This is a genomic window from Frigoribacterium sp. CFBP 13712 (assembly GCF_014842255.1).
In the GTDB taxonomy this organism is placed as follows: Bacteria; Actinomycetota; Actinomycetes; order Actinomycetales; family Microbacteriaceae; genus Frigoribacterium.
The window spans coordinates 75,292-97,754 of the sequence record NZ_JACYVH010000008.1 but is presented as its reverse complement, the minus strand read 5'-3'; the positions used below and the strand labels follow the sequence as shown (position 1 = coordinate 97,754).

The window sequence follows — 22,463 nt, the reverse complement described above, 5'->3', positions numbered from 1 at the left end:
GAGCCGAACCGTTCCGCTATCGCGCATCGCAGCGGGTCGGGTGCCTCGATAGCCGATCCTTCACCGTGCAGAGCCCGTGGACCCTTTGCTTCGACCTACGGTCGGTAGTGGTCGCGCCTATTGGGATCCGTGAATGGCCCTGGGTGAGGCTTGTTCCCGTTGAGAACGCCCAAGCTGGTTAGCCCGGCCACGATGCCGATCGTCAGCAACTTCACGCCACCAAACAGAAGGTTCTTGGTCATGGTCGCTCCTCTCTCGTTCGTGACGCTATGTACTTGACTGAAGGGTCCCACGTCTAGATCGTGGCCGCTAGACGATCACCTTCCGGACTATGCCCGATGAGGTGAGCTAGAAGCAGGTAAAACGAGGACGGGCGCGCGAGGTCAGGCGGGATGAGAGAGCAAGATGAGTGCCATGACACCCGCAGACCTTCTCCTTGCCATCGGGGTTGCGTGCGTCATCGTCGCCGTTGGGATGAATGTAGTCACCGCCGCTCGTTTCAGTGGCGGCAAGGCGATGTCGAAAGAGCGTCGCCGCCGCTTCGCCGGGCTCACGGTCTCTATCGCTGTTGTGGGGCTGGTTTGCATGGTCGCTTGGTTCGCCCAGTCTTGATCGCTCCACCAAGCGAGCACGGGGCCGCCGTGGGCCCGATAGGGGATCGGCTACCGAAACGGCCACCCATCGCTCTGGAGACTCCTGTGTCGTCCCGTTTAGCAGAGGGGAGGATGTCTTAGTTTCGTGCCACGTCCAGTAGCAAACAGCCGGCTCCGAAGACGAGCCAGGAGACGATAATCCAAGGAAAGACGATGTGCCTGCGTCCTTGGTACATCGGTCCGCCGTCTCGGCGGTGGTGTACAAGCTCGTAGATCACGCCACTCAAAAAGCCGGCGAAGCCAAGGGCAAGAAGCACGAAGGGCAGAGCGTTCATCAGTCCTCCGGTTGTCGTCAAGGCCCCTTTCTTGCATAAAGGCACCGTGGCTAATAGAACCACAGCACCGATGCGCTGTGCCCAATAGGGGATCCTCGACCGGCCACGACGGAAGCTATACGAGCCAGCTCGTGGCGAAGAGAACGACTCCGACGGCGAGGGCTAGTGCTCCGACCGCTAGCAAGCGAAGCTGCTTGTGTCGTGGCAGCTCTTTTCCCTGGCTGTACTTCAGGCCAATGTGACCGAGTATGCCGAACACGACGAGCAGACATGGAAAGTAAGCGAGTCGGAGCCACTCGGAAGTAGTCATCCTGCATCTTCCCGCGTACTGACCGTTGCACGGCGGCCCGCAGCGGTGTCCCGGTAGCCGATCGGCTGTCGAACAGGTCGCGTCTATGCTGGCGACGTGTCTGCCGCCGAGGTCGTCGAGCTCCTTCGAGAACGACGTGTCGCCCTCGAGGCGGGGCTTTCCGAGGCTGAGTTGCGTCGTGCTGAACGCCGATACGGCGTCCGTTTCGCCCCCGACCACCGCGAGCTCCTGACCCTCGCGCTTCCCGTGGGTGATGGCTGGTACGACTGGCGGGCCAGAGGGGACGAGCGTGTCCGCAAGGCGATTCGAGAGCCTTTCACAGGTGTCCTGTTCGACGTCGAGAAGAACGACTTCTGGCCTGCGTCGTGGGGCGAGCGCCCCGACTCCTTCGCGGCGCGCTCCGAGGTCGTTAAGCGACAGGTCGGCACTTGGCCGCAGCTCGTACCTCTGTACGCCCACCGCTATTTGCCGGCTGCGCCGTTCGGTCCAGGGGCCCCGGTATTCTCCGTTCACCAGACGGACGTCATCGTCTTCGGCATGAACTTGCTGGACTATGCAGCTCGCGAGTTCGGCACGACCCGGGTGCTTCCGGAAGGCGACCTGGACACGAGCGGGCTGGAGCCCTGGTCCCTCTTGGCATTTGAAGAATACGTTCCGTAGGGCCGAACACGACCCGAAGGCGTCCCGATAGGGGATCGGTTGCTGGGTCGTAAGACTCTCCGCTCGCCCGGGCGCTGTAGAAAAGTTCCATGAACAGATACGACCCCCTGCCCGGCAAGACAGCTCGGGGCACGCGAACCGCCGGTCTCGCCGCAGTGGCCACGGGCGTCCAGGGGATCTTCCTCTACCGCGCCATCTTCGACGAACCTACGTTTGCCTCTTGGATGTTGTGGCTAGCGGTGTTCGTTGTCCTGCTCGTCGGTTTCATCTACGCCGGAATCCGAGACAGCCGGCTCAACAGGGCGGAGGCCGCAGAGCGGGACGAGCTTCTCGAGCGTGAAGCTGAGAGCAGGCGGCGCCACGGCCGAGCGTCACAGTAGGGGATCGGTTACCGAACTGCCGGTGCTTCTCGTCGCGCCAATCGTCGCAAGCTCAAGACCGCCGTGATGCCAGCACTTAGAGCAGCAATCAGACCGATGAACGCTCCGGAGAAAACGGCTTGAGTGAGGAGACCCACAGCTATCCCTGCTGAGATCCCGACAACTGCCGCCGCGGCCGATGCAGCTAGCGCCTGGCTTCTCGACCTGCCCCAACGCAGGCGCTGCCGCCACAGCGACGCGCAAATGAATCCAGCGACAGCCCCGATGAGGGCAAAGGCCACGGCAGCAGGAACGGCATAGATAAGGCAGATCAAGATCCATTCGGTGATCCCGCCGCCGTCGAGTCCGCCAAAGGCGCCCCATACGACCACCCACAGGACGGGCAAGATCAGCGCGCCGCCGGCGCCGATCAGGGCTCCCGTGAGGACCAAAACACGTCCGTCCGACCGCTGTGCGCGTACCGGACGCTCCAAGGTAATGCTCATTACGGCTCCTCCTTCGCATCAGGTTAGGGCCTGCCTACGGGGACGAGTACTCCAAGAATCGGGGGCTTCAGCGCGTGCAGCTCCCAGGGGTGTGCATCATGGGAAGCGAGCCCCCTTCTTCGGGTGACTCGTGTCCGATAGGGGATCGGTCAGCGGTCGGCATCGGGTTTACCTTTGCGCCAGACCTGCCGGCGCAAGATCAAGCCGGACACGATGTTTGCGGCGCCGGCGACGACGATGCACCATGTGGCCGCGATCGAAGAGGCCGACAGATCGTCGATCTCGTGAGACGTGGCTAGGAGTACGACGCCACCGATCAGGACGAATGCGCCACCAAAGGCGAGCAGGCTGCCGAGAGTCTTCGCGGTCATGACTGCACAGTAACTTCATGGGCCGTCGCCTCGCCGTGCCCGATAGCCGATGGCTGGTTAGGGCAGGAGCTCCGTGCCCTGGTTAGATCGACTCGTGGAACGGAACTACACCGGCGGGGTCTTCTTCTTCCTGCTTCTCGCCGCAGTCTTAGCCGCGTTTGGAATTTTCACGCTAGTCACCGTCCCAGATCTGGGAGTTGAGTTCCGCTGGGGTCTACCTGCCGGGGTAGCTGTTGGCCTCTTCTTCGTTCTCGCTGTCGCCGCGGTCGCTGGTGCCGTCTACTGCCTCCGTCGTCGCTGACTCACCAGCGCAAACTGGTGAAGATCGACTTCGTGAGAAGTTGGGTTCTTGCGCCGAGTGCCCGTAGAGGATCGGCTATCGGAAATGATGGGTTTTGCATCACGGCACCACAGCACTTCTTGGGGTGACGACGGATGCCATTGTTCAACGCGAGATGCGGCTAACGCGTATCGGCTTGGATGTCCCTTGCACGAGCATTTTCCCGTCAAACATGATGACTGACGGGCGGTGCGCGTAGCGGTACTCGTAGTGGTATTCCGCTTGACGCCACTTGCTCCCATTGGTCAGCTGCAGCTCCGTCTTGCCATCCCAGCCACTCCAGGCGCCATCAATCGTTGACTCGACGACAGAGATGCGCTTCACTCGCACAGCGCGCGTCATCCCTTCGACCAACATCAGCCCGTTCGTCACCTCGACCGCAGGGCGATACGAGTAACGGTACTCGTACAGATATTCCGACTGCTCCCAATACGATCCATCGCTGAGATGCACGATGGTCTCGCCGTCCCAGCCTTGCCACTCGTCGTCCACGCACAAACTCATCGCGCCCCCTCTAAGTCAGGATCAAGCTAGCAGCTGGCCCAGACAGCGTCTCGTTTTTCAGCAGGGAGCGAACCACCAGAAACGATCGGTTCCGGTACAACGCGAGCAAGCACGTGGCGAGCGGTCCGCAAACGTGGCCCGTATCGAAACCTGGTTTCGGCCCTGCCGGTTTCGCCCCGGAGTTTCGGGACGTCGCTCAGAACCGTGCGGAGAATCCGCCGTCGGTGTGGAGCAGCTGGCCACTGATCCAGCGGCCCTCCTCGGACAGGAGAAATGCCGTGACTCCGGCAATGTCCTTCGGTGTTCCGGCTCGACCGAGCGGGTGATACCCGGTCAGTGTTGATCGTGTCTCGTCGTCCATCCACCCTGTGTCTATAGGCCCTGGATTGACGACGTTTGCGGATATGAGTCGTGGCCCGAGTTCACGCGCGGCGGAAATGACGATTCGGTCGAGCGCGCCCTTCGACGCACCGTAGGGGAGATTTCCGGTCGTGTGATCGCTTGTGAACGCGACAATCGCTCCGCCTCCTGGATCGACCTCGCGAGCGAACGCGGCGATGAGAAGGAGCGTCGCGCGGGCATTAATAGCTAGGTGTTTGTCGAAGCTCTCGGCGGTGGTGTCGAGGATGCCGGATTCGACATCGTGGGCGTGACTTAGAACCAGAGCTGTCAGCGGACCACGTTCGCGCGTGATCCGTTCGATGAGGTCGGTCGGGACCGAAGCGTCCGACAGGTCGCACGGGTAATCGCCACTATCGAGGTCGCTGGTCACGACGTCCCAGCCGTCCTCCACAAGGCGGGGAATGACACCGGCGGCGATGCTATTGGCGCGCGCAGCTCCGGTCACAAGTGCGAGGGGCATGGATCGAGGCTAGCGGGGCTCGTTTGTAGGTTCCCGCAATCGCTCGAAACTGATCGTTTCCGGACCGCGGGCGCCACCAGGGCGACGCGGGCCGACGCGCCGTGCCGAAACACTGAACCGAAACTCAGTTGTCCCGGAAGCACCTCGGCACCGTTTCGGGTACGTCCTCGGGCGCTCGGCGGGATGCTCCGCCGGCTGCCCGCGCCGCCGAGGCCCCTGGGGGCTGTCGGACCGACCGGCGGCACCGCTAGCCTGCCGGGCATGGATGCGCCGATCGACCGACTGCTCGCGAGCGCCGGAGGGTCCGGTGCGATGTGGCCTGCGGCGTACGACCTGGGCTGGACGGCGATCATCGCGATCGGCGCGCTCGCCGCCGTCTGGATGCTCGTCAGCGTCGTCAGGTCGGCGCTCAGCGGTTCCGCCAAGGCCCTCTGGATCGTGCTCTGGGCACTGGTCGCCCCTGTGGCGATCGTCGCCTGGCTCGTGATCGGGCGAGACGCCCGCGCGTCGGGTCGCGAGATCCGCGCCTCGCGGGCCGGTCGCGAGCCGTCGGCCGACGCCTCCTAGGCTGAGCGCATGACGGCCCCGATCGACGCCGACGCCCTGCTCGCCGGCCCGCGCGGGCGGCGGCTCTGCCTCGAGCTCATGCGGCACGGCGACCCGGCCAGCGAGGCGCGTGAGCACTTCGGCCAGCTCGTCTTCTTCGCCTCGTACCGGTCGGCGAAGGCGAACGGGGTCGCGGTCACCCTCCTGCGGAGCAGCACCGCCGACGGCCCGGGCGCCGACGCCCCGCTGCCCGACCCGACCCCCGCCGAGCTCGCCGACGCCCTCGATCGGGTCCCGCTGCCGCACCTCGACGACGACACACTGACGACCGCCCTCGCCAGCACCGTCGACGCCGCCGCCTACTGGCAGGAGCCCGACGGCGACGACCTGCTGATGGCCGAGCCGCTCGTCACCCGGGCGCTCCGGCGGGTCGCCGAGCACGTCGTGTCGTCGCCCGCCACGGCGTGGTGGAGCGACCGCACCGCCCCCGACCAGCACCTCGTCGAGTTCGACCGGCCCGAGTTCCGCACCGGCGAGCCCCCGTCGTGGAGCGTCGTCGGCGTCCGCGCGGCCCTGCAGCAGTGGCGCGACGCCCGTGTCGCCGGCGAGGTCAGGGCGCTGCGTGAGCGGCCCCTCGACCCGTCCGCCTCGTTCAGCGCCGACTGGTGGTCGACCCCGAACTGGATCGGCCCGGTCACGACCCAGGCGGGGCCCGACGGCGCCCCGCTCGGCCTGCGACTCGTCGAAGACGGCTTCGGCGACACCCGCGCCCGCGTGCGGCAGCTCGACGTCCCGCCCGATGCCCGGGTGATCGAGGTCGACGGCCCCGACGACTGGGCCCGCCTCTGCCGCGAGCACCCGCTCGAGGTCACCGCGTCGCACCGGCACGACTGGTACCGCGCGACCGGTCGGGCCGGGGCATGGGTCTCGCCCGACTGGGCGTCCGTCGCCGAGATCGCCGATGCCGTGCACGTCTCCGTCGCCGGGTACCTGCTCACCGCCGGCCGCAGCGTCCCGGTCGACGAGAGCACCGCCTCCGTCCTGGCCGGCTGGAGCCCCGACGAGACCTACTGGCTCACCGACGTCGCCGCGAGCGACGCGCCCGCGATCACCTGGGTGCTCGACGACGACGGACGCTGGGTCCGCGACGCCCGAGGAGCCGCGACGAGTCAGAGACACGGCGACCGCTAGCCTGCTCGCATGACCTCGCCGATCGATGCCGACGCCGATGCCGACGCCCATCCCGGAGACGGTCGGCGGCCGCGCGTGCTCGGCGCCCTCGGCATCGCGGCGGCGGTCGGAGTCCTGTTCGCGTCGGTCATCATCGTCCCCGCGTTCTTCCCCATCTCGACGGTGGGCTCCCTGACGCCGACGGACCCCCTGCTCAACCGGGTCGGGGAGTGGTCTGCGATGTACCTCGCCCCCGGGATCATCGCGACCATCGTCCTGGCGTCGGCCGCGGGCGCCCGAGGAGGACGAGGGCGCCGCCGGGGGATCATCGCCGGAACGATGGCCGCCTTCTCTCTGCCGGTCTTCCTCGTCGCGCTGTTCGTCGACTCCGTCTTCTTCGATTCGGCCCCCTGAAGGAGGCGCGGGTCGGCGATGAACGGAACCGCACCTCCCGACGTATCCCCTCGAGACCCCGCCGCCCTAGTCTGAGAGGAACGTCGATGACGGCCCTCCTGACGCCGCACCGCCACCCGACCGCCGAGCGGAGCCCGATGACCGCACCACCGTCGAGCTTCGACGTCGACGAGGCCTTCGCCGAGCACGGGTCGGCGCTGCTCGGCTTCGCCGTCAACGCCCTGGGCGACCGCGGTCAGGCGGAGGACTGCGTGCAGGAGACGTTCCTGCGCGCATGGCGGGCGCGCGACCGGTTCGACCCGACCCGCGCCTCCGCCCGCACCTGGCTCTTCGCCATCGAACGGCGCCTCATCATCGACGTGCTGCGCGCCCGGCAGCGCACACCGCACCTCGTCACGCCCGACGACGCCCCCGACGCGTCGACGAACGACCCCGACCCCCTCGATCGCCTCGGCCTCGTCGAGGGGCTCGCCCGGCTGAGCGACGAGCACCGCGCCGCCGTGGTCGCCGTGCATCTGCGCGGTCGCACCTACCGCGACGTCAGCGAGAGCACCGGCGTGCCCGTCGCGACGCTCCGCACCCGCGTGCACTACGCCCTGCGCGCCCTCCGCACCCACCTCGACGAAGGCGACACGACCGATGACTGACCCGACGCCCTCGCGCCGCGACGAGCTGATCGCGGCGGCGCTCGCCGACGACCTCTCACCCGCCGAGGCGGCCGAGTTCGCCGCGCTCCGAGCAGAGGACCCCGGCGTCGACGCCGAGCTCGCCGAGCTGGCTGCGCTCACGGCGCGTCTCGCCGACCTCCCCGAGCCGGACGGACGGGCAGGAGGCGCGGGCTGGGTCGACATCGAACCCAGCGCCGAGCTGCGGCGACGCGTCGCGGGCATCGCGGGTGCGGACGCCCCCGTCACCCCACTGCCCGCTCGCAGCACCCGACGCCCGAGCCGGCGCACCCTCCTCACCGCGCTCGGCGCCGCGGCCTGCCTCGCGATCGGAGCCGGTGCGGGCGCCCTCGTCGCGACCCCCCGCGACGGTCACGTCGACGGTCCGCCCGGCACGCTCGGCGCCGTCGAGCCGGTCGCCTTCGCGGGCGCGCCCTCGGGGGTCGAGGTCGACGGCGACGTCGTGGCCCACACCTGGGGCACCGAGACGCTGCTGACGGTCACCGGGCTCCCCGCCGGAGACCCCTTCACCGTGGTCGTCGTCGGCGACGACGGGCGCGAGTACGAGTCGGGCACGTTCCTCGGCACCGACGTCGAGATCGACTGCAGCCTGAACGCGGGCGTGCTGCGCGAGGACGTCGCCGCCGTCGAGATCCGCGGGGCCGACGGCGCCGACATCGCGGTCGCCGAGGTCCCCGCCGTCGACGCCTAGCGCCCGACTCGCTGCGCCCGGCGCCCCGCGCCCAGTCCCCGCGCGCCACTCACCGCGGCCCGCCCGCGACTCACCGCGCCATTTTGTGGACACGACGCCAGGTTTAAACCTGGCGTCGTGTCCACTTCCTGGCGCTATGGGTGACCGCCGCCCTGCCCCGCGCCGCCCCGCGCACACGTCCCGCGAACGGGGGTCGGCCGCACCTCTTGCGCGCCCCCCCAAGACTGAACTATCTTCATTTTTGTACCAACGGAGCGTCATCGGGTCCTCACCGAACCCGAGCGATCGAGCGCCGCGACCCAACCACTCGCACCGTGCCTCCTACCGTCCACCGTGACGCTCCGTCTTCTTCCGGATCAGGAGCTCCACCATGTCCATCGCCGCAACCCGCGCCGCCCGCATCGCCGCCTTCGTCGGAGTGCCGCTCGCCCTGGTCGCCTCGGGCGTCATCGTGTCGACTGCGTCGTACTCGGCGTTCTCGGCCACGACGTCGAACCCGACGAACAACTGGACCGCGGGCAACGTCGCCCTGTCCGACGACGACGCGAACACGGCGATGTTCAACGCGACGGCGCTGAAGCCCGGCTCGACGGGGGCGAAGTGCATCGTCGTCACGTCGACCGGGTCGCTGCCCTCGGCCGTGAAGCTGTACGGCACCACCCCCTCCACGACGAACGCGCTCGCGAGCAGCCTGAACCTCACGGTCGAGCAGGGCACCGGCGGCACGTTCGCCGACTGCACCGGCTTCGTGGCGCAGGGCACCGGCGGCTCGCTGTACAGCGGCACCGTCGCCAACTTCGGCACGACCTACTCGAGCTACGGCAACGGGATCCCGACCTGGTCGCCCACCGGCACCGCCAGCGAGAGCAAGGTCTTCCGCTTCACCTACACGCTGCCCGCCAACGCGCCGTCGACGGTGCAGGGCGGCACGGCGGCCCTCGGCTTCACGTGGGAGGCCCAGAACAGCTGATCCGCGGCCTCCGGGCGCTCCGAACGAGAGGTCGTCGTCGTGTTCACGTCGCACGCTCACGTCGCAGCGGCATCCGGGGCGGCCTCGGCCCGGGTGTCGTCGGGCGGGTCGAGCGTCGATGCGGCCACGGTCGCCGACTGGTCCCGGATCGTCGCGGCGACGCTCGCCCGCGGGATCATCGCGACCCTGCTCGGTCTCGCCTTCTGGGCGGCGGCCCCCGCTGTCGTCGGCTGGCAGCCCACCACGGTGATGACCGGGTCGATGATGCCGCGGGTCGCCGTCGGAGACGTCGTCATCTCGCGGCCCATCGACTCCGCGCGGCTCGACGCCGGGCAGGTCCTGCTCTTCGACGACCCCGATCACGAGGGGGCGCTGCGACTGCACCGGGTCGACTCGACGGCCCCCGACGGCACGCTCATCACGAAGGGCGACGCCAACGCCGCCGCCGACTCGTCGTCGGTGCCCCGTGACGACGTGCACGGCATCGGCGTGCTGCGGGTGCCGCTCATCGGCATGCCGATCGTCTGGCTGCACGACGGCGATGCCGCGCACCTCGTGCTCGCCGGTCTCGCCTTCGTGGTGCTGATCGCCGTCACCCTGCTCGACGGGCCGCTGCGCCGTCGCCCCGAGCCCGACCCGTCGACCGTCGCCGGCCGCACGCACGGACGACACGGCGGAGGCCCCGCAGGCGGGGGTTCAGGAGGCGCGGGTCGAGCCGGCGCCCGTGCCGCCGGCTCCGGTCGGGGCGGAATCCACCGCGCCGGGGTCGCCGTCGGTCGGATGCTGCGGGTCGTCGCACCGGCCGCGCATGTGCAGGAGGTGCGCGACAGGCGGTCGCGCACCGCACCTCCTCGGCTCCCCGGCAGCGCAGGCGTCGGCACCCGCCGCCTCGTGCTCGTCGAGCGTCGCGCGGCGCATCGGCGCCGACGCCTGCTCTGGGGCTCGGGTCTCAGCGCGCTCGTCATCGCGACCGCGGGCATCGGGTTCGTGCTGCCCGCGACGGCGATCGCGGCTCCGTTCCTCGCGACGACCGTCAACCCGAAGTCGTCGTGGACGGCGGGCATGGTGGGTCAGCCGGCGGCCGTGCCGAACACGACGACCCTCGGGTGCGTCAACGCGGGGAGCAACGGGGTCACCATCACGTTCGCCTACCCGGCGGGCGCCGACGCGGACTCCTTCGAGCTCCAGGGGCCCGGCCTGCTGAACATCGGCACGGTGACCTACGGCAGCACCGCCGCGTCGTCGGCGACATCGGGTCCGAACTCGACGAAGTCGGTCACGTTCACCCCGACCGCGGGCCTCAACCTCAATCTCGCCTCCACGGTCAAGGTCAAGGCCGTGCTCGGGGCGACGGGCACCCTCTGGACCTCGACGTCGGACGCGACGACGGGTGTCACCGTGTCGCTCCTCAACGGGCTCCGCTGCCGCTGACGGCGCCGTGCGCCGGCAGGTGCACCCCGGCCAGCATGCAGCGCACCGAGCCGCCGGCCAGCTCGATCGTCGGCACATCGAGCGGCAGCGGGCGGGCGTGCCGCGCCACCGTCGCCCGCTGCGCCGGGGTGAGAGCCGCCCAGCCGCGCGCCGACACCGCGAGCACGGGCCCGTCGGCGCCCCGCAGCTCGAGGGCGTTGCCGGCGAACTCGGCGAGCTGGGCGCGGGTGAGGGCGACCACCTCGCGTCCGGAGGCGGCGATACGGTCGGCCACGCGCCTCCTCTCGCTCGACGACCCGATCGCCTCGAGGCCGACCAGCGCCAGGCGCGAGGCCACGCTCATCATCACGTTCGTGTGATAGATCGGCACCCCGTCGGCGTCGGTCGCGGTGAACGCCTCGACGTCGTAGTCGAGCCCGCGGCAGACGAGATCGACGGCGGCCCGGTCGGCCCGATGCGAGAGGGCGACGTAGGCGACCCGCTCGACGTGGTCGAAGACGAGCGCTCCGGTGCCCTCGACGTGCAGCCCGAGCGACTCGAGCGACGAGTGGTCGACCACCGACCCGACCCCGTACGAGCCGCGCAGCAACTCGACCACGTCGCCGCGCCGCTCCGCCCGCCGGTTCGGCGAGTGCATCGGGTAGAGCAGCAGACGCCCGTCGGAGTGCGTCGAGAACCAGTTGTTCGGGAACACCGCGTCGGGACGGTCGGCCCGCTCGTCGTCGACGAGATGTACGCGCACACCCGCGGCGCGCAGGGCGGCCGCCACCGAGTCGACCTCGGCCCGGGCTCGCGCGGCGATCTCGGCCCGCGACGCGTCGACGTCGGCGGGGTCGGTCTGGAACGCGTTGTCCCGCGCCGTCTGCGGGTTGGGCGTGAAGTGACGCGGACGCACCATCACGACGGCGGCGGGGGACTGGCGGGCGAGCCGCGCCTCCTCGGGGTCGGCGACGACCGGGGACGAGGAGGCGCGGGCCGGGTCGGAGACGCCGGTCGCGCTCGCGACGCCCCTCGGGATCGCGCCGGTCGCGCCGGCGCCGGTCGCGCCCGCGCCGGTCTCGACGACGCTCGTCACGTCGGTCCTCAGACCCCGACGGGCTGACGGGCGACGAGGCCGAAGAGGTCCTTCGGGTCGTCGGGGTCGGCGACGAGGTCGATCTCGACGGCGTAGTCGGTGCCGGCGACGTCGTCGCGCAGGTACTTGAGCGCGCAGACGTCCTCGATGGCGAAGCCGACGGAGTCGAACACCGTGATCTGCTCGTCGCTCGTGCGCCCGGGCAGTCGGCCGGCCACGACCTCCCACAGCTCGGTGACGGCGAAGTCGGCCGCCTGGTGCTGGATCTCGCCCTCGATCCGCGTCTGCTCGGGGTACTCGACGAAGACGTCGGCACGGCGGAGCGTCACCGGGTCGAGCTCGGTCTTGCCGGGGCAGTCGCCGCCGATCGCGTTCACGTGCATGCCGGGTCGCACGGCCTCGTCGGGCAGTACGATCGCGTTCTGCTTGTCGGCTGTGCAGGTGGTGACGACGTCGGCGCCCTCCGCGGCCTCGACCGGGCTCGAGCAGACGGTGATCTCGAAGCCGAGCGGGGCCAGGTTGCGGACGAGCTTCTCGGTCGCCCCGGGGTCGACATCGAAGACCCGCACGATCTCGATCCCCAGGGAGGCGCGCATCGCCAGCGCCTGGAACTCCGCCTGCGACCCCGCCCCGATCAGGGCGAGCACCCGCGAGTCGGGGCGGGCGAGACGCTTCGCCGCCATCGCGCTCGTGGCGGCGGTGCGGAGCGCGGTGAGGATCGTCATCTCGGCGAGGAACGTCGGGTACCCCGTGTCGACGTCGGCGAGCACGCCGAACGCGGTGACGGTCTGGAATCCGCGGGCCGGGTTCGACGGGTGGCCGTTGACGTACTTGAAGCCGTAGGTCTCGCTGTCGCTCGCGGGCATCAGCTCGATCACGCCGATCGGCGAGTGCGAGGCCACGCGCGGCGACTTGTCGAAGGCGGGCCAGCGGGCGAAGTCGCGCTCGAGGGCGGTCACCATGCCGGCGGTGATCGGGCCGACCCCGCGGTCGGTCACCCAGCGGATCATGTTCTGCACGTCTACGAAGCGCACCACGGGCGCCTCCCCTCTGCTCGTCTCGCCGGTCGCCCGGTCGTCCGGTCGTCTCGCCGGTCGCCTGGTCGTCTCGCCGGTCGTCCGGTCGTCGCTCCACGCTATGGCTGCGCGATATGCACCGGCAATCGTCAGCACGCGCTGAATCGCATCCCCGACTCGGCGATCCGCGCAGTGCTGCTGTACATTTCGGGTCATGGCCGATCTCGACGAACTCGACCGGCGCCTCCTCGCCGCCCTCCGGGTCGACGCCCGCGAGTCCGCCGCCGCCCTGGCGCGCCGACTCGGGGTCACCCGCGCGACCGTGACGTCGCGGCTTGACCGGCTCGAGGCGTCGGGCACGGTGCTCGGCTACACGGTGCGCGTGCGCGAGGACCACGACCCCGATCTGATCCGCGCGATCGGCTTCATCGAGATCGAGGGGCGGTCGACCGACCACGTCATCCGGCAGCTGCGCGGGTTCCCCGAGGTGGTGTCGCTGCACACGACCAACGGCGGGTGGGATCTCGTCGCCGAGTACCGCACCTCGTCGCTCGGCGAGTTCGACCGCGTGCTGGCGCGGATCCGCAGCGTCGAGGGCGTCATCAACTCCGAGACGAGTCTGCTGCTGAGCTCGGTGCTCCGGTAGGAGGCGCGGGCTGCGTACGTCCGTACGCATCGTGACTAAGGTGGTCGGCATGACGGCCCGGCGCAGCGACCCCGAGCGGCGCGATCGTCTGATCGACGTCACGCTCGACCTCATCGCCGAGAACGGCGTCGCCGGCATCTCGCATCGCAAGATCGCGACGCGCGCCGATGTGCCGCTCGGCTCGATGACCTACCACTTCGACGGGATGGACGACCTGCTGCACGAGGCGTTCACCCGCTTCGCCGGCACCATCATCGCCCGCTTCGAGGCGGCGCTCGGGTCGGCGACCGCACCCGACGAGGCCCGCGCGGCGATCGTGTCGCTGATCCACGACGATCTCGCGGCCGAGGGGAGGCTGCGCGATCAGGTGCTGTCGTACGAGCTCTACACGCTCGCCGCACGGCAGCCGGCGTTCCGCCGCATCACCCGCGAGTGGATGCGCCGCAGCCGCGTCGAACTCGAGCGGCACTTCGACCCCGACACGGCACGACGCGTCGACGCGCTGATCGAGGGGCTGTCGATCCACCGCGTGCTCGACCCCGAACCGCCGTCGCGACGCTTCACGGAGGAGGCGGTGGCCCGCATCACCGCGCCCGCCCCGCCCGCCTGACCCGCGCCCGCCCCGCCTGCCCAGACCCGCGCCCCCTCGCCTGCCCATAAACCGCGTTCGCGAAGATGAACTGCGTTGTATCGCGGTTCTTCTTCGCGAACGCGGTTCATCGCCGTTCGCCGCGTCTCCTCGTCCGTCCCCGCCCCTCCTGCAGTGCGCCTCCTCGTTTTCCTGCGCCGCGCCTCCTCGTCCACCCGAAAACCGCGTTCGCGAAGATGAACTGCGTTGTATCGCGGTTCTCCTTCGCGAACGCGGTTCATCGCTGCGCGGGGACGGGGGAGGAGGCGCGGGTCGGGTTGCGCAGAACGAGGAGGGGAGGAGGCGCGGGTCAGGTTGCGCAGAACGGCGCGGGGCGAGGGGGATGAGGAGGCGCGGGTCAGGTTGCGCAGAACGGCGCGGGGCGAAGCGGATGAGGAGGCGCGGGTCGGCTTGCGCAGAACGGCGCGGGTCGGCTTGCGCAGAGCGACGCGGCGCGGGGCGAGGCGGACGAGGAGGCGCGGATCGGCTTGCGCAGAACGGCGCGGGGCGGGGGAGGGGAGGAGGCGCGGGTCGGCGTGCGCAGACGCGGGGCGGGCCGGGTCAGGGGGAGCGGTACTCCCACTCGGCGACGCGCTCCTCGTGGGCGTCGAGGCGGGTGCGGGTGCGGCGCGCGTCGCGGGCAGCGACCCCCTCGAGCAGCGCGATCGACAGGGTGACGGCGGCGGCGTGCGAGTCGAAGACGAGATCCTGGCCGACGGGGGCCACGAGACGGACGTCGATCAGATGCGCGAACGGCACGAGCGGGGTGTCGATGATGCCGACCGTCGTCATGCCGAGCTCCCGGGCACGGGCGAGGGCCCGCACGGTGGCCGCGGGGTAGCGCGGCATGGCGAACACGACCAGCGTCGTGGCCCCGTCGAGATGCAGCTGCGTGAGGTCGTCGTCGAGTCGCGCCGCGTCGTCGAGCACGTGGACCCCGGGCACGATGCGCTGCGCCAGGTACCCGACGTAGTTCGCGAGCGCCGCCGACACCCGCAGCCCCACGATGCCGACCGGACGGCTGTCGGCGATCAGCTCGACCGCGCGCCGCATGGCCTCCGACGCGATGGTCGCCTCGACGGCGCGCAGGTTCTGCCGCTCATGCGCGAGGGCCGCGCCCGGCGTCGTGGCCGCACCGCCGACGCCGCCCGAGGCGCCGCCCGCGCCGCCCGCACCCCCGGCACCGCCGGCACGACCCGCACCCCCGGCACCGCCCGCGCCGATGACGCCGCCCGCCCCGCCCTCGCCGGGCCTGCCGCCGACACCGCCTGCACCGTCTGCGCCCGCACCGCCGGCACCGCCCGCCGCCGCCGCCGCCGGGGGAGTGGCCGTCAGCACGGCGTCACGCGCCGCGTTGCGGAACTCCGCGTAGCCCGAGAACCCCAGCGCCGTCGCGATGCGGGTGACCGTGGGCTGGCTGACGCCCGCCGCCTCGGCCATGTCGATGGTCGACGCGAAGGCCACCTGCGGCAGCGAGTCGAGCATGTGCTGCACCACACGGCGTTGAGTGGGCGACAGCCGGTGCTGGTGCACCAGGTCGATCAGCCAGCCGCGGACGCCGTCGAGCTGGTGGTCGTCCAGGTGCGGCGTGCTCACGGGTGGGGCCTCTCGGTGGGGTGCTCGCCACGGTAGCGGCGCACGGGGTCGGAACCGCGCCTCCTGAACATCATTAAACACAACCGTCACACAGCGCATGGAACAATTCACGCAAGCATCAGCACGCCAGCACGCCAGCACGCCAGCACGCCAGCACGCCAGCACGACAAGCACGTCCCGCGCACCCGACCCGAGGAGAACCGTGACCACACCGACCCGCCCGATCTGGCTGCGATACCTCTCGGGGCCCGACATCGACTCCCTCGACATCCCGTCGGCCGCGATCGTCGACGCGATCGACTCGGTCGTCGCCGCCCACGGTCGCGGCGAGACGGTCTTCGAGCCGCGCATGCACCTCGTGCCCGACAACGGCGGGGTGGGTCACTTCAACGTGCTGCGCGGGCACGTGTCGACCCTCGGCGAGCGGGGCGTCAGCGGCGTCAAGGTCGTCGGCGACTTCGTGCCGAACTACCTCGAGGGGCTGCCGAGCGAGATGGCGATGGCGACCCTCTTCGACCCCTACAACGGCACGCCGCTCGCCGTGATGGACGCCACGTTCGTCACCGAGGCCCGCACCGGCGCGATGACGGCCGTCGGCGCCCGGTACCTCGCCCGCCCCGATTCGAAGGTGCTGGCCCACGCCGGCGCCCGCGGCACCGCGTTCTCGAACGTCACCATGCTCGACGGGCTGTTCGACCTCGACGAGATCCGGGTCACGAGCCGCCGCGTCGAGTCGCGCGAGGCGTTCGGCGAGCAGCTGCGGGCCGTGACCGACACGCCCGTGGTCGTCGTCGAGACCGCCGACGAGGCGTTCGACGGGGCCGACATCATCGTCGAGGCGACGCGGCTGACCGAACCCGCGCCGCTCCTCCGGCGCGAGCACATCCGACCCGGCGCGTTCGTGGTGCCCTACGGCACGGTCAGCGCGGTCGAGCCCGAACTGCTCGACGTGATCGACAAGGTCGTGGTCGACGACTGGGCCGAGTCCCGGTCGGGCCGGTTCGGCGCCCTGCGGCACCACGTCGACACCGGGCTGCTCAGCCCCGAGACGCTCTGGGCGCAGCTCGGCGAGATCGCCTCGGGCGCGAAGGCCGGGCGCGAGTCCGCCGACGAGCGGATCCTCTTCTGGCACCGCGGCCTGTCGATCCTCGACGTCGCGCTCGCGCACCTCGTGCTGCGCACCGCCGAAGAGGCCGAGGTCGGCACGATGCTGCGGTACCGCTGACGTGGCCGCGGAACCGCTCGCATCGGCCGCACCGCTCGAACCGCGTCGACCGGTCGGACCGCTGGTCGTCGACCGGCCGACCGATCTCGACGCCGCCGCCGTCCTCGAGGTGGCCGACGGCCGCGAGCTGCGCCTCACCGACCGTCTCGTGGCCGAGCTCGACGCCGCGCGCGCCGAGACCCTCGCCGCCCTCGACGCCGGCGGTCCCGTCTACGGAGTCACCACCGGCATGGGCGCCGCCAGCACCATCGCCCTGGACGAGGAGGCGCGGGCCGGTCACCAGGCGCGCCTCCTGATCGCGCGCGCCACGGGATCGGAGCCCTGGCTCGCTCGACGCGAGGTGCGGGCGGCGCTCGCGGTGCGCCTCCGGACGTTCCTGTCGGGCGACGCGGGGGTCTCGTCGGCCCTCTGCCTGCGACTGGTCGACGTGCTGCGGCTCGACCTCGTGCCCGCCGTCCCGGCCACGCGACTCGGCACCGCCGGCGAGATCGTGCCGCTCGCGCACCTCGGCGCCGCCGCGACGGGTGCCGCCACCGGTGAGCTGCTGACGGCGGACGGCGCGGTGGTGCCCGCCCAGGAGGCGCTGGTCGCGTCGGGACTCGACCCGCACCTCCTCGGCCCGAAAGAGGGTGTGGCCCTGATCGAGGGCGTGCCGGTCACGACCGCGCGCGCGATCGTGCTGGCCGACCGCGCACGGCGGGTGGCCGGCCAGGCGCTCGCCGTGCTCGCGGCGGAGCTCGAGCTGGTCGGGGCGAACCGCGATCCGTTCCGGGTGTCGACGGCTCGGGCGGACGACGCGCTCGCGGCCGTGCTGAGGCGGCTCGACGGGCTGCTGGGGCCCGAGCGGGAGTCGGCGGCGTTGCAGTCGCCGGTGTCGTTCCGGGTGAGCGGGCCGGCGTTGGCGCATCTCGCCAGGGTGCTCGAGGCGCTCGACGCGGCGGTGCTGCGGGCCCTCGACGGCGTGACGGATTCGCCTGCGCGACTCGACGGCGCGTTCGTGGGCACGGCCGGATTCGACGGCTTCGACCTCGCGGCATCGCTCGACGCGGTCCGTTTCGCGGTGCTGCACCTGGCCGAGCTGGGCGCCGCTCGGCTGCACCGGCTGCTCGACGGGGCGGTGTCGGGGCTGCCGCGGCAGCTGTCGTCGGCACCGGGTGTCCAGGCCGGCATGGTGACGGTGCACAAGCGCGCGGTGGGCACGGTGCACGGGCTGCTGACGGCCGCCCGACCCGCGTCGCTGGGCATCATCGAGACGTCGCTCGGACAGGAGGACGCCCAGTCGTTCTCGCTCGAGGCCGCCGAGCTGCTGGCGGGGGCGCTCGACGGGGCGACCGACGTCGCGGCGTGCGAGCTGCTCGCGGTGCTGCACGCGCGGCGGTTGCGCGGGATGCTGGCGGGTGCTGGTGCGGGGGCCGGTGCTGGTGCGAGTGGGGGTTCGGGTGCCGGTGCTGCTGTGACGCCGCTCGACGACGAGCTCGCGACCGCGGATGCGCTGCTGCCGCCCGGTGTGGTCGACCGGCCCTTCGGACGCGACGTCGCGATGCTGGTGCGGGCGCTCGAGGCGGGGTCGTTCTCGAGGAGGACATCGGCCGTCTAGAGAGTGATCCGTCGCTCGCGGGCACGTCGGCGCGGCCATCGACGGTCATGCTGACCTCATGAGGAGAACCGTCGGATCCGCACTCGCCTGGTGGGCGGTCGCCGTCGTCGTGGGGCTGCTGCTCGGCGGTGCGACCTCGTTCGGGCAGCAGCACCTGCCCGACGGGCTCAGGTCGTTCGCCAACTCGAACAGCGGCTGGACGCTGCTCGCCTTCGTGGTGACCGTCGTCTGCACCCGGTGGGCGAGCGCCCGACGCTGGTGGATCGCGGCGGGCATGGGGCTGCTCGTCTTCCACGCCCTGCTGCAGGGGTACGTGGTCGTGTCGACGCTGCGGGGGTTCCCCGACTCGTACGGACCGGGCGACCTCTACTTCACCGTCGCGACGCTGGCCGGCCCGGTGATCGGACTCGCCGGGCTGTGGTGGCGGGCCGAGCGACGGCTGCTGCGGGCCGTGGGGGTCGCGGTGTTCGCGGCCGTGATGATCGGCGACGGCGTCTCGGGCCTGCTGCGGGTCGCCGAGACGACGGGCTGGCTGTACTGGACGATCAGCATCGTGATCGGCGTCGGGGTCCTCGGGTGGGTCGTGACCCGGCGTCTCGATCGACTGCGGGAGCGCGTGGTGGCGACGGTGCTGACGGCGGTCGGTGCGGGTGCGTTCGTCGCGCTGTTCGGCGTCTTGTCCGGCGGGGTGTGACCCGTTTCGGTGCGGCCCGGCCGTCTGCGACATGACCGTTCCCACAGGGGCCGGCGGATCGGGTGGTCGATGACCGTTCGAAACCGGGGTACACGGATTCGGGTCCTTGTGCTCCAGGGTGGGGCCGCCACGTAGGGGTACGTGATGCCGGCCCCGCCCCAACCCCCTACTTGCGGTCGTCGTCCGTGCCGCTGCCGGGGACGGCGCCCTCGGCGACGGTGGCGTCGTCGTCACCGGCGGCTTCCGACGCCTCCGACGCCTCGGCCGCGTCGGCCTCGGCGGCCGCGTACGACGCGCTCAGACCCTCGTCGGCGTCGTGCTCGACCCAGGCGAGGTCGTCCTTCGAGTGGTCGTACGCGGCCGGCACGAGCGCGAAGTCGTCGCCGAACTCCTCGAGGCCGTTGCGCACGCTGTGGCGCACGACGCGCTCGGCGTACTGGTCGCGGAGGATGAGCGGATCGCGCCGCAGGTCCTTCAGGAACGCGATCATGATGAACGCCATGATGATCGCGAACGGCAGCGCCGCGATGATCGTCACGTTCTGCAGCGCGCTCAGCCCTGCGCCGTCCTCACCGCCGGCGACCAGCAGCACCGCGGCGATCGCGCCGACGAGCACACCCCAGGTCACGGTGACCCAGCGCGACGGCTCGGGGCGACCCTGCTGCGACAGCGTGCCCATGACCAGCGAGGCCGAGTCCGCACCGGTGACGAAGAAGATGGCGACGAGCACGGCGGCGATGACCGTGGTGACCCCGGCCAGAGGCAGGCTGCCCAGCATGCCGAACAGCACCTCCTCGGGCGGGCTGCTGGGCAGCGGGGCGTCGTTCATCCGCTGGTCGATCGCCGTGACCCCGAAGATCGCGAACCAGATGAACGAGACGATCGACGGGACGACCACGACGACCGAGACGAACTGGCGCAGCGTGCGGCCGCGCGAGATCTTGGCGATGAACATGCCGACGAAGGGGGACCACGAGATCCACCACGCCCAGTAGAAGATCGTCCAGCTCGACAGGAAGGCCTGCGCCTCCTCGCCCTGCGAGCCGGAGCGCCCGATCATCATCGGCAGGTCGCCGACGAACTGGGCGGCCACCGACGGGATCACGTTGAGGATCAGCATCGACGGGCCGACGAAGAACACGAAGAGCGCCAGCAGGAGCGCCACGACCGTGTTGATGTTCGAGAGGGCCTGGATGCCGCGCGAGACCCCCGAGACCGCGGAGATGATGAAGGCGATGGTCAGCACGGTGATGACCCCGACGAGCAGGGCGTTGCCGGCCTGGCCGATGCCGCTGATCAGCTCGACTCCGTGGCCGATCTGCAGGGCGCCGAGGCCGAGCGAGGCCGCCGTGCCGAAGAGCGTCACGATGATGGCGAAGATGTCGATGGTCTTGCCGAGGGGGCCCTGGGTGCGGCCCTCGCCCAGCAGCGACGCGAAGATCGACGAGATCAGCGGGGTGCGGCCGCGGCGGTACGCGCCGTAGGCGATCGCGCCGCCGATGAGGGCGTAGAACGACCACGCCTGAGGCCCCCAGTGGTAGAGGACCTGCGTCAGGGCGGTGTGCATCGCCTCGACGGTCTCGGCCTCGTCGGTGCCGGGGGGCGGGCTCTCGAAGAAGGTCAGCGGTTCGGCGGCGCCCCAGAAGACGAGGCCGATGCCCATGCCGGCGGCGAAGAGCATCGAGATCCACGAGAACATCGAGAACTCGGGCGCCTCGTCGTCGCGCCCGAGGCGGATGCGCCCGAACCGGCCGAAACCGACCCAGAGCATGAAGACCATGATCACGGTCGCGATCGAGGTGAAGAACCAGCCGGTGTACTCGATCACCCAGGCGAGGACCGCCGAGGCGGTCGAGGCGAGGCTCCCGCCGCCGAGGACGCCCCACGCCAGGAACGCGACCGCGAAGAGGATCGCGACGCCGAAGACGGTTCGATCCGTACGGAACACACGGCCGGTCTGCTCGACTCCGAGGCCGGGGATCAGCGCCGGGTGCACACCGCTGGGCGGTGGTTCGGTGAAGTCGCGGACGAGGCGCCTGGCACCGCCTGGGGTGCGATCGTGCTGCGGATTGCCGGACGGCTCGGTCGATCGGGGGCCCTGCTCGTTTCCTTGCATGGGAAGCAATTGTCTGATGATTGCCGGGAAAGGTCCAATCAGAGGCCCACCAGGTGGCGCCGTCAGCTCGACGGATCGAGGAACCGGTCGGTCTCCGCGGCGATCCGCGGCGACTGCGTGTGGTGCAGGTAGTGGTCTCCCTCGAGCGGGACGACCTCGCCGCGCTCGACGCTCGCCGCCTGGCGTTCGTGGAGCCCGAGCCAGCCGTCGACGTCCGAGTCGTCCTGCACGACGAAGAGGAGCAGCGGGAGGTCCGCCGGGAACGTCGCTCCGCTGACCGAGGCGAAGTTGCTCGGGGTGCGCTCCATCTCGTCGAGCAGCGTCGGCGCCGTCGAGTTCTTCGTCGTGAGGAGGCGCATCTGCTCTTTGGCTCCCTCGTCGTAGGGCATCCCCTCGTACGCGTCGCCGGCGAGGGCGGACGCCACCCGGAGCAGACCGAGGTCGCGGAGCTGGACGAGCCCGTCGGTCGGAACGGGCTCATCCCACCCCGGCTGATCGGGGACGCTGCTGTCGATGCCGATGAACGCCGTGAGCTCGCCCGGGTGGAGCCGGCTCAGCTCGAGGGCGTAGACGCCGGCGATCGAGTGCCCCATGACCGCGTAGCGATCGACGCCCAGACCCTGCAACGCCTGGTGCGCCTCCTCGGCGATGTTCTCGGCGGTGCGTGGAGCATCGGTCTGATCGCTCAGCCCCGTGCCGAAGGGCTCGAGGGCGATGACGCGATGGGTGTCGTCGAGCTCGGAGATGAGCGGCTGGAAGTCCAGACCCGGGGCGGCCGTGCCGAGACCGGGCAGCAGGACGATCGTGTCGTCGCCCGTGCCGCTGACGACGGCGTTCATCTCCCTGCCGTCGACGGGCACCCGCTGCCCGTAGGGCGTGATGGCGGCGAGGTCCGACTCGGTGGCGACGACGTTGACGATCGACGTCGTGGCCAGGGTGAGAGCGGGGAGGGCGACCAGGGCGCCGACCACCCACAACGTCGCTTTCAGGGGCTTGCGCATGGAGTCCTCTCGGTGCGGTTCGGGGCCCGCACGGTCTCCGAGAAGCACACCAGAGGTCGACGGTCACGAGAAGTGCCGACGCGTCACCTGTCGCCCGTTACGGATGTCATGACCGCCCCGT

Annotated in this window: 25 protein-coding genes; 16 read left to right on the top strand and 9 right to left on the bottom strand. The window is 70.6% G+C overall.

Translation table 11 applies throughout. The features are described from left to right. Nucleotides 1-414: 414 nt before the first annotated feature. The 3 genes from IFT51_RS13080 to IFT51_RS13070 all read left to right on the top strand — a co-directional run bounded on the left by IFT51_RS13080 (nucleotide 415) and on the right by IFT51_RS13070 (nucleotide 2,278). Nucleotides 415-612, top strand: a complete 198-nt coding sequence (locus IFT51_RS13080; protein WP_192061519.1) for a hypothetical protein — start codon at nucleotides 415-417, stop codon at nucleotides 610-612. Nucleotides 613-1,334: 722 nt separating this feature from the next. Further along, nucleotides 1,335-1,898, top strand: a complete 564-nt coding sequence (locus tag IFT51_RS13075) for an SMI1/KNR4 family protein (protein ID WP_192061518.1) — start codon at nucleotides 1,335-1,337, stop codon at nucleotides 1,896-1,898. Between the two features lie 89 nt (nucleotides 1,899-1,987). Next, nucleotides 1,988-2,278 (top strand): hypothetical protein, encoded by a 291-nt coding sequence (locus IFT51_RS13070; RefSeq protein ID WP_192061517.1) that lies wholly within the window; start codon nucleotides 1,988-1,990, stop codon nucleotides 2,276-2,278. A gap of 8 nt (nucleotides 2,279-2,286) precedes the next feature. Here IFT51_RS13070 and IFT51_RS13065 read toward each other — a convergent pair whose 3' ends face one another. Then, nucleotides 2,287-2,763, bottom strand: a complete 477-nt coding sequence (locus IFT51_RS13065; RefSeq protein WP_192061516.1) for a hypothetical protein — start codon at nucleotides 2,761-2,763, stop codon at nucleotides 2,287-2,289. Between the two features lie 149 nt (nucleotides 2,764-2,912). Beyond that, on the bottom strand, nucleotides 2,913-3,134 hold the full coding sequence (locus tag IFT51_RS13060) for a hypothetical protein (protein WP_192061515.1): 222 nt from the start codon (nucleotides 3,132-3,134) through the stop codon (nucleotides 2,913-2,915). 94 nt (nucleotides 3,135-3,228) lie between these two features. On the opposite strand from IFT51_RS13060, the gene IFT51_RS13055 reads away from it, so the two are divergent. After that, nucleotides 3,229-3,435: a hypothetical protein gene (locus tag IFT51_RS13055; RefSeq protein ID WP_192061514.1), complete on the top strand. Its 207-nt coding sequence runs from the start codon at nucleotides 3,229-3,231 to the stop codon at nucleotides 3,433-3,435. 144 nt (nucleotides 3,436-3,579) lie between these two features. Here the strand turns inward: IFT51_RS13055 and IFT51_RS13050 are convergent, their stop codons facing one another. After that, nucleotides 3,580-3,966 carry a hypothetical protein gene (locus tag IFT51_RS13050; RefSeq protein WP_192061513.1) on the bottom strand — a complete coding sequence of 129 codons (387 nt, stop codon included), beginning with the start codon at nucleotides 3,964-3,966 and terminating at the stop codon, nucleotides 3,580-3,582. A gap of 208 nt (nucleotides 3,967-4,174) precedes the next feature. Then, nucleotides 4,175-4,840 (bottom strand): SDR family oxidoreductase, encoded by a 666-nt coding sequence (locus IFT51_RS13045; RefSeq protein ID WP_192061512.1) that lies wholly within the window; start codon nucleotides 4,838-4,840, stop codon nucleotides 4,175-4,177. Nucleotides 4,841-5,101: 261 nt separating this feature from the next. Here IFT51_RS13045 and IFT51_RS13040 point away from each other — a divergent pair, with 261 nt between their 5' ends. The 7 genes from IFT51_RS13040 to IFT51_RS13010 all read left to right on the top strand — a co-directional run bounded on the left by IFT51_RS13040 (nucleotide 5,102) and on the right by IFT51_RS13010 (nucleotide 10,748). Then, nucleotides 5,102-5,407, top strand: a complete 306-nt coding sequence (locus IFT51_RS13040; protein ID WP_192061511.1) for a hypothetical protein — start codon at nucleotides 5,102-5,104, stop codon at nucleotides 5,405-5,407. A gap of 9 nt (nucleotides 5,408-5,416) precedes the next feature. Beyond that, nucleotides 5,417-6,577 carry a hypothetical protein gene (locus IFT51_RS13035; RefSeq protein WP_192061510.1) on the top strand — a complete coding sequence of 387 codons (1,161 nt, stop codon included), beginning with the start codon at nucleotides 5,417-5,419 and terminating at the stop codon, nucleotides 6,575-6,577. A gap of 9 nt (nucleotides 6,578-6,586) precedes the next feature. Continuing rightward, a complete protein-coding gene (locus IFT51_RS13030; RefSeq protein WP_192061509.1) occupies nucleotides 6,587-6,970 on the top strand; it encodes a hypothetical protein in 384 nt (127 codons plus the stop codon). Between the two features lie 86 nt (nucleotides 6,971-7,056). After that, nucleotides 7,057-7,617: a sigma-70 family RNA polymerase sigma factor gene (locus IFT51_RS13025; RefSeq protein WP_192061508.1), complete on the top strand. Its 561-nt coding sequence runs from the start codon at nucleotides 7,057-7,059 to the stop codon at nucleotides 7,615-7,617. Continuing rightward, nucleotides 7,610-8,347: a hypothetical protein gene (locus tag IFT51_RS13020; RefSeq protein ID WP_192061507.1), complete on the top strand. Its 738-nt coding sequence runs from the start codon at nucleotides 7,610-7,612 to the stop codon at nucleotides 8,345-8,347. Before IFT51_RS13025 ends, IFT51_RS13020 begins: the two co-directional genes overlap by 8 nt. Before the next feature lie 370 nt (nucleotides 8,348-8,717). Next, nucleotides 8,718-9,317 (top strand): hypothetical protein, encoded by a 600-nt coding sequence (locus tag IFT51_RS13015; RefSeq protein ID WP_192061506.1) that lies wholly within the window; start codon nucleotides 8,718-8,720, stop codon nucleotides 9,315-9,317. 39 nt (nucleotides 9,318-9,356) lie between these two features. Next, the gene (locus IFT51_RS13010; protein ID WP_192061505.1) at nucleotides 9,357-10,748 is read left to right on the top strand and encodes a signal peptidase I; all 1,392 of its coding nucleotides are present in this window, start codon (nucleotides 9,357-9,359) and stop codon (nucleotides 10,746-10,748) included. Here the strand turns inward: IFT51_RS13010 and ctlX are convergent. Continuing rightward, complete coding sequence (gene ctlX, locus IFT51_RS13005) at nucleotides 10,726-11,823, bottom strand: citrulline utilization hydrolase CtlX (RefSeq protein ID WP_197982047.1); 1,098 nt, start codon at nucleotides 11,821-11,823, stop codon at nucleotides 10,726-10,728. The two genes, IFT51_RS13010 and ctlX, sit on opposite strands and share 23 nt — an antisense overlap. 8 nt (nucleotides 11,824-11,831) lie before the next feature. Next, on the bottom strand, nucleotides 11,832-12,860 hold the full coding sequence (locus IFT51_RS13000) for an ornithine cyclodeaminase (protein WP_371740801.1): 1,029 nt from the start codon (nucleotides 12,858-12,860) through the stop codon (nucleotides 11,832-11,834). A gap of 193 nt (nucleotides 12,861-13,053) precedes the next feature. On the opposite strand from IFT51_RS13000, the gene IFT51_RS12995 reads away from it, so the two are divergent. Further along, nucleotides 13,054-13,485, top strand: a complete 432-nt coding sequence (locus tag IFT51_RS12995; protein WP_192061503.1) for an Lrp/AsnC family transcriptional regulator — start codon at nucleotides 13,054-13,056, stop codon at nucleotides 13,483-13,485. 49 nt (nucleotides 13,486-13,534) lie between these two features. Beyond that, entirely contained in the window at nucleotides 13,535-14,095 is a 561-nt protein-coding gene (locus IFT51_RS12990; protein WP_192061502.1) for a TetR/AcrR family transcriptional regulator, read from the top strand. A gap of 579 nt (nucleotides 14,096-14,674) precedes the next feature. On the opposite strand, the gene IFT51_RS15230 is transcribed toward IFT51_RS12990, so the two are convergent. Continuing rightward, on the bottom strand, nucleotides 14,675-15,709 hold the full coding sequence (locus IFT51_RS15230; RefSeq protein WP_371740800.1) for a MurR/RpiR family transcriptional regulator: 1,035 nt from the start codon (nucleotides 15,707-15,709) through the stop codon (nucleotides 14,675-14,677). 202 nt (nucleotides 15,710-15,911) lie between these two features. Between IFT51_RS15230 and IFT51_RS12980 the strand changes: the two genes are divergently transcribed. Genes IFT51_RS12980 through IFT51_RS12970 form a run of 3 tightly spaced genes read left to right on the top strand, consistent with a single transcriptional unit; the run spans nucleotide 15,912 to nucleotide 19,225 of the window. Next, nucleotides 15,912-16,934: an ornithine cyclodeaminase family protein gene (locus IFT51_RS12980; protein ID WP_243215858.1), complete on the top strand. Its 1,023-nt coding sequence runs from the start codon at nucleotides 15,912-15,914 to the stop codon at nucleotides 16,932-16,934. Nucleotide 16,935: 1 nt separating this feature from the next. Then, nucleotides 16,936-18,531 carry an aromatic amino acid ammonia-lyase gene (locus tag IFT51_RS12975; protein ID WP_197982046.1) on the top strand — a complete coding sequence of 532 codons (1,596 nt, stop codon included), beginning with the start codon at nucleotides 16,936-16,938 and terminating at the stop codon, nucleotides 18,529-18,531. Between the two features lie 58 nt (nucleotides 18,532-18,589). Next, on the top strand, nucleotides 18,590-19,225 hold the full coding sequence (locus tag IFT51_RS12970) for a DUF6518 family protein (protein WP_192061500.1): 636 nt from the start codon (nucleotides 18,590-18,592) through the stop codon (nucleotides 19,223-19,225). Nucleotides 19,226-19,391: 166 nt separating this feature from the next. Here the strand turns inward: IFT51_RS12970 and IFT51_RS12965 are convergent, their stop codons facing one another. After that, nucleotides 19,392-21,341 (bottom strand): BCCT family transporter, encoded by a 1,950-nt coding sequence (locus IFT51_RS12965; RefSeq protein ID WP_192061499.1) that lies wholly within the window; start codon nucleotides 21,339-21,341, stop codon nucleotides 19,392-19,394. Nucleotides 21,342-21,403: 62 nt separating this feature from the next. Next, entirely contained in the window at nucleotides 21,404-22,342 is a 939-nt protein-coding gene (locus tag IFT51_RS12960; protein WP_192061498.1) for an alpha/beta fold hydrolase, read from the bottom strand. Between the last annotated feature and the right edge of the window lie 121 nt (nucleotides 22,343-22,463).

What these genes read in the sequence shown, in the direction of transcription:
- IFT51_RS13080 (WP_192061519.1), top strand. Translation starts at nt 415, where the DNA reads ATGACACCCGCAGACCTTCTCCTTGCCATCGGGGTTGCGTGCGTCATC.
- IFT51_RS13070 (WP_192061517.1), top strand. Translation starts at nt 1,988, where the DNA reads ATGAACAGATACGACCCCCTGCCCGGCAAGACAGCTCGGGGCACGCGA.
- IFT51_RS13065 (WP_192061516.1), bottom strand. Translation starts at nt 2,763, where the DNA reads ATGAGCATTACCTTGGAGCGTCCGGTACGCGCACAGCGGTCGGACGGA.
- IFT51_RS13060 (WP_192061515.1), bottom strand. Translation starts at nt 3,134, where the DNA reads ATGACCGCGAAGACTCTCGGCAGCCTGCTCGCCTTTGGTGGCGCATTC.
- IFT51_RS13045 (WP_192061512.1), bottom strand. Translation starts at nt 4,840, where the DNA reads ATGCCCCTCGCACTTGTGACCGGAGCTGCGCGCGCCAATAGCATCGCC.
- IFT51_RS13040 (WP_192061511.1), top strand. Translation starts at nt 5,102, where the DNA reads ATGGATGCGCCGATCGACCGACTGCTCGCGAGCGCCGGAGGGTCCGGT.
- IFT51_RS13035 (WP_192061510.1), top strand. Translation starts at nt 5,417, where the DNA reads ATGACGGCCCCGATCGACGCCGACGCCCTGCTCGCCGGCCCGCGCGGG.
- IFT51_RS13030 (WP_192061509.1), top strand. Translation starts at nt 6,587, where the DNA reads ATGACCTCGCCGATCGATGCCGACGCCGATGCCGACGCCCATCCCGGA.
- IFT51_RS13025 (WP_192061508.1), top strand. Translation starts at nt 7,057, where the DNA reads ATGACGGCCCTCCTGACGCCGCACCGCCACCCGACCGCCGAGCGGAGC.
- IFT51_RS13020 (WP_192061507.1), top strand. Translation starts at nt 7,610, where the DNA reads ATGACTGACCCGACGCCCTCGCGCCGCGACGAGCTGATCGCGGCGGCG.
- IFT51_RS13015 (WP_192061506.1), top strand. Translation starts at nt 8,718, where the DNA reads ATGTCCATCGCCGCAACCCGCGCCGCCCGCATCGCCGCCTTCGTCGGA.
- IFT51_RS12995 (WP_192061503.1), top strand. Translation starts at nt 13,054, where the DNA reads ATGGCCGATCTCGACGAACTCGACCGGCGCCTCCTCGCCGCCCTCCGG.
- IFT51_RS12990 (WP_192061502.1), top strand. Translation starts at nt 13,535, where the DNA reads ATGACGGCCCGGCGCAGCGACCCCGAGCGGCGCGATCGTCTGATCGAC.
- IFT51_RS12970 (WP_192061500.1), top strand. Translation starts at nt 18,590, where the DNA reads ATGAGGAGAACCGTCGGATCCGCACTCGCCTGGTGGGCGGTCGCCGTC.
- IFT51_RS12965 (WP_192061499.1), bottom strand. Translation starts at nt 21,341, where the DNA reads ATGCAAGGAAACGAGCAGGGCCCCCGATCGACCGAGCCGTCCGGCAAT.
- IFT51_RS12960 (WP_192061498.1), bottom strand. Translation starts at nt 22,342, where the DNA reads ATGCGCAAGCCCCTGAAAGCGACGTTGTGGGTGGTCGGCGCCCTGGTC.